The following is a 5,218-nucleotide window of genomic DNA, read 5'->3' on the forward strand; positions in this document are numbered from 1 at the left end:
GCGGGTGAAGCGAGCATCTCCAAAAGCTTCGCAGTGTCCAAACTTTCGGTTGGCAGTTGGCCAGCTTGATCCACTCCCGGCCAAAACTCCTCCGGATCGATAACTCGCGCCGGCGAGGGGATGGCTGGGCTTGGCTGATTAACACTGTCCGCTGGCGAACGAGCGGGTGAAGCGAGCATCTCCAGAATCTTCGCGGTGTCCAGACTCTCGGTTGGCAGCTGGCCAGCTTGATCGGCGGTATTCTGAAGTTCCGCCGGATTGTAGACCGGTTGCGAGGGGATGCGTTCATCATCCAGTAGCCGCCGGAGCTCCTCTGGGTCGACACTTAGCACCGGTGACGAGACGGCCAGATCATCCTCCGAGTGCCGAGAGCCGCCCGCGCCGGAAGCGTGCTCCGCCTTAAGGTAATCACGGATCATGCCCAGCCCGCTGATGAGGCTCTTGTTAGTGGGAAACAGCTTTTTAGCAAGCTTGACTAGCTCGATGTGATCTAACTTGGCCATTCTTTGGCCGTCAGCATTGAGTGCCCCTGCAAACCTGAGAAGACTTTTAACGGAGGTTTCCACGGCCTTCTCGGGGCGACTGCTGGCACGAGCAGCAGCCTCGATAAGACTCTTGTCTTCCACTGAGGGAACATGACTTCCACGATTTCGCGCAGCTAGAATATCGGGCTGACGATACTCGAGAAGCACCTCCAACGCGGCGCTCATTGCCTTGTCAGCCCCATATAGCGCCTTGACATGGGCGACGAGCGAATTGTGATCAAGCGCAGCGATTGTTTGCCCCTGCGATCCGAGAGATTTCGCTAACCTACGAAAAGTCTGAAAATACGTCTCGGTTCTGCGAGGTGCCCATCCCCGACGCTCAGCAGCAGCCTGGACTGCTGCGCCGATCAAGTTCGTATCTTCCTCGGTAGGGACGCGAGGTTGGCCGCCGTCAGCCGAAGAACCGGACTCACGATACTTACGAAGGGCGGTCAACGCGGAAAGCATTCGCTCCTCACGGGGAAAAAACATTCTCGCGTGCGAGACCAAAGAATCGTGATCGAGCGCATCAATCGTCTTGCCCCGAGATCCGAGATCATTTCCCAACGTGCGCAGCGCCCAGGCATAGTTGTGCCTTGTATTCATTTGCAGACCCCGATACGCAAAATCCTGTGTCGCCTCGGCGATAAGATCCCGGTCTCTGCCAGACAGATGAGGATAGTTATCGACCGCAGGGACGGCCTCCTCGACGGGGCCCCCAACTTTCACAAACGGAACAATATAATTTCGACGTGCACCATCAGGAGCATTGGGATCACGATACTTATGAAGCGCCGTCAACGCGGGACCGATTGCCGAGTCACGCGACATGAACTTTTCAGCGCGAGCCACCAGAGAATTGTGGTCGAGTGTAGCGATCGTCTCTCCGTGAGACCAAAGATTTTTCTGCAATTTGCGAAGAGCGCCAACATAGTTCCGTGCGGTGGCTTGGCTCAGATTCCGGCGCGCAGCCTCTGCGTGGACGGCCTGGTCGATGAGGTTCCGGATACTCTCAGGCAGATAAGGATAGGCGGGGGGGTGGGGCTCAGTCCTTGGTTCGACGGGAGGAGCATCGGGTCCCCGCGCCTGAGCCAAGTGCTGCTCGAAGCTCTCCTGTCCGGCCTGCCCCCCTCCCTGTGGTTCCAACAGGGCTTGGTCCGCCGCTGGCCCAGCCGACAAATCGAATGAGCTAAGGTTCTGTGCGTCCACTCTGGCCTCCTGTCCACAGACCAACAAGAAGGTCACAAATACCGAGGCTAGCTTTCGAGAAGCTGACGAACCGCGGCAACCTGCAAGACCTCTGAAAGGCCTGCGCGCCAACGTGTGCATGCGACTAGGCAAGTGTTGCGGCTAAAGTTGCACGATCAGTGCGGCCTCACGAGGCAACTCGTTGTCACCTCGATCTGAAAGAGGCTCGGCCTTGCGACTTTCAACCAGCCAGGCAGCCAAGAATCGGTGGACCACTTTGCAGAGACGTCTTCGCGATGGCCGCAATTGCACCGCGCCTGACACGCAAGCTGACGGCGTTGCGCAAAGGACGCGTACCGGCTCATCCACACGCGACTGGCTTTGCGGCACGAGCGATTCGCCGCCGTTCTGCGTAGGTTCTGCGGCTACTAGGCAGGCCCACAATAATCCGGCCCTCAACGGCCTTTATCGCGACGTGCGTCGACCTGGTGCCTTGTCTGAGACGGCGCAGCCGGAAAAGTCGGCGCATGCGCTGGCAGGAGCTCGAGATCCTGACGGCGCGCTCCCATCTGCACGCATCACTCGCGCTTGGGCGCAGCCAGGGATATGATGCGGGTTTACTCTCAGAAAGAGCCGGGTCCGGGACAGCCGCCGGACTGAATCTGTGAAAGCAAAGCCAAATGGTCGAGCTACTCGACCAAGACCTCACCGGCGCAATTGCCTGCCATTAATCTAGGTATGGACTGACTTTGAATCGGGCGGAGTTGATCAAGGCGCTCCGGAGAGGACCGCACTGAACTGCACGCGGTCACCAGCCCCGATTCTATCACGCGACCGAACTTAGTCTTCCTTTGTGTTAGGTCAGCTTATGGACAGCTAAACTGGTTTATTAAGCGCGGTAAGGCCTAACAGCCTGAAGACAATGCTATCGTATGATACAAAGGGGTGCGAGCGTTATGGACGTTCGAAATAATGGTTGGTCCGATGTTCCGTATGAAACCCAGGTGCAAGCGGATGCCGAAGGCTTCGCAGATGCATTCGCTAGAATGCGATTGCGGGATTCCACTGGCAGCTCATCTTCGCAGCCGAGTTACTCCCTCGTTCCCAGACCTCCTGTGTTCAAAATCGATAGAGCTACATTCAGGAAAGAAGTGGGAGCCTTTCATGGCGACGCAATCAACCGCATCGCCGACAATCCCCAGGAGTACTCGGAATTTGTATCCGAAAGAGCTAAGCGTACAGCAGAGGTCGCCAAGAAATACGGTATTACAACAGATTCGGAAGACGCCCGATATTACAGCTACCAACTAGGAAATATGAGCGTCGGCCTCCAAAGAACGGAGCCCGGATTCAGTATGGATACGTTCAGTAGCCAAACGTGGCGAGAACAGTTTCCTGGACGAAGTGAAGTCACCTCAGTCATCGATTTTCAGGTTGCTCATCCGCTTGTCGCGAACGCCGGCGATATTCTGCTCGAGCATCAACTTCGGCAAGATGGCGAACGACCGTTGCTCAACTGGCGTCCTGCTAATCCAGAAGCGAAAGCCCGCGCAAAAACGATGGGGTTCGTTGAAGTGGACAAGGACGACATGGTACTTGACCCTACCCAGTCCGAACAGTGGACAAAAAACAGTGATGGTGAATGGCAGCGTGCAACTAAATCTAAGCTTTATCTCTCCAAAGTCCAGGACAGTGATACTGAGCCTTCAGCAGATTCGGACGAGGATGGTGACTTTATGTGACTCGAGATCTGCAGGCATTAATGCTGCGGCAGGTGATGATGCAAGGAGCGCAGGCAAATCGAAAGCTGCGGCTTAGGGGCCGCGTTAGACCGAACGAAAGATATCAATTCGACTGGATTTCCGAGGTTCCTTGCAACACCGCGCCGCGGCATTTGTGAATGTTGCCCGGCGATGAATAGAAGAAAATCCCAGCGTCGAGCCGGGGTTTTCGATTGCACCCCGAAGAGAGGCGGATCTCGTCTTACCGCGCCCGGTTTGCTTCGTGAGATATAGGTCGCTCTGGCGGCTTCGGGATCGATAAGGCGACGGGGAGGTGGCTCTCGTCAGACGCTTAAGATAGATCGGCGCTCAAGATCAGTGAGCTTGGCTATTATTAGCAAACGTTGATAGCGCACGATGTCGTTACGATGTGTGAGCAAGCGTGCCAGTTTCTGATCGATCATCGTCATCATGTTTGACGGTCACAGGTTTCCTCGGTTAGAGGGTATCCGTCCAGTGAAGCTTTCAACCCATAACTTTTGACGATTCGGGCTGATCCGCTGATCGGTGGAGTATGGGGTCGAAAGAATCACTTGTGATTCCTTGCTGAGCACCTGATTCGCGACGGGGTGCGCTATGGGGAGGGATCGATCGGCAAAGGCTGGTTTGCGATCTTTGGAACGTAGGAAAAGCAGGGTGTTCGGGCACGCCCTAAAACGTTCTATGGTGTTCTCGACATGCTCAGAGGCCCTTGAAAAATGGGGTTTTCCCGTACGTTCCTGTTCGCTTGTTTGTTCTCGTTTCGCGTCCAGTCGCCGACTTTGTTGGTATTTTTGTTGGTATCTGTTGGTATCGGAAGAACAAAGGTTTGCGACATAACTCCATCTCCCGAAATGAAAGAATCGGAGCAGATGGCACGCAAACAGGCTGGTGAGCACGCCAACCCCGTGGAGTTGCCGTTAGACCGGAACTCGGCCGGTTTTATTGATGCAAGGTACTCCCGCGGTGAGCGGTAGCCCAGCCGGGAATGCGGGTGTTCTGAGTTGTAATCCTCCATCCAGTTGTCGATCCGCATCATTCGCGGTGCTCGCGTCAGGGGCGGGTTCACACGAACTTAATTGCGCTTGAATGCCTTCAGTGCCTCTTCGCTCATCAGCCGTCTCCATCGAAAGACCAGGCTCGGCGAGAGCCCATGGCGACGGGCAACATAGCTGATCGACATGCCCGTTTGCAGCGTCTCGTTGACAACCAAGAGCTTCTGTTCCGCCGTAACCGACGCCCGGCGGGCAACGCCGGTGATAACTTCCGCCTTCGAAAACGTCTCGGATATAGGCGTATGCCTAGGACTAGGCTAGCTCCTCCAGCTAACGCCGGTGTTCGGTCAAAACGGGGTGCAGTTCACCCCAAGCACATCAGGCCCGACGTCGACTGTCGCGCCGCCAGGCCGAAATTCGAGATCGGCGCTTGGAGGGCCACCAAGATTTCCGACTGACAGGTGGCGGTCTCTATCTCTTCATCAAGGCGGACCCGAGCAGGCTGGGCAAGTCCGCTTCAAAGCTATGGCAGATGGCCTATCGCTTCCTTGGCCGACAGAAGACCTACTCCATCGGGCCTTACGGCAACGGCAACGACGGCACCTTCTCGGTAGCCACGGCACGTCAGAAGCGGGATGCCGCAAAGGTGCTGCTCGCGCAAGACCCGCCGGTCGATCCCTCCATCGAAAAGCAATTTCGCAAGGCGTCGTCAGGCGGCTGAACGCCCTTTCGGCGCATCGATCGATGAATG

Annotated in this window: 4 protein-coding genes and 1 pseudogene; 2 read left to right on the forward strand and 3 right to left on the reverse strand. The window is 56.2% G+C overall.

What is annotated here, in order from left to right:
- Window positions 1-1,436: pseudogene (locus CQ12_RS04380) on the reverse strand (hypothetical protein); the annotation flags it as partial.
- A gap of 1,232 nt (window positions 1,437-2,668) precedes the next feature.
- On the opposite strand from CQ12_RS04380, the gene CQ12_RS04390 reads away from it, so the two are divergent.
- Complete coding sequence (locus CQ12_RS04390; protein WP_057834144.1) at window positions 2,669-3,454, forward strand: hypothetical protein; 786 nt, start codon at window positions 2,669-2,671, stop codon at window positions 3,452-3,454.
- Between the two features lie 700 nt (window positions 3,455-4,154).
- Here CQ12_RS04390 and CQ12_RS47555 read toward each other — a convergent pair.
- Together CQ12_RS47555 and CQ12_RS47560 are read right to left on the reverse strand one after the other, a co-directional pair.
- Entirely contained in the window at window positions 4,155-4,511 is a 357-nt protein-coding gene (locus CQ12_RS47555) for an integrase core domain-containing protein (RefSeq protein WP_157087996.1), read from the reverse strand.
- Between the two features lie 36 nt (window positions 4,512-4,547).
- Complete coding sequence (locus CQ12_RS47560) at window positions 4,548-4,763, reverse strand: transposase (protein ID WP_083519123.1); 216 nt, start codon at window positions 4,761-4,763, stop codon at window positions 4,548-4,550.
- A gap of 134 nt (window positions 4,764-4,897) precedes the next feature.
- Between CQ12_RS47560 and CQ12_RS45980 the strand changes: the two genes are divergently transcribed.
- On the forward strand, window positions 4,898-5,188 hold the full coding sequence (locus tag CQ12_RS45980) for an Arm DNA-binding domain-containing protein (RefSeq protein WP_057834145.1): 291 nt from the start codon (window positions 4,898-4,900) through the stop codon (window positions 5,186-5,188).
- Window positions 5,189-5,218 lie beyond the last annotated feature (30 nt).

Source organism: Bradyrhizobium jicamae (assembly GCF_001440395.1).
GTDB classification, from domain to species: Bacteria; Pseudomonadota; Alphaproteobacteria; order Rhizobiales; family Xanthobacteraceae; genus Bradyrhizobium; species Bradyrhizobium jicamae.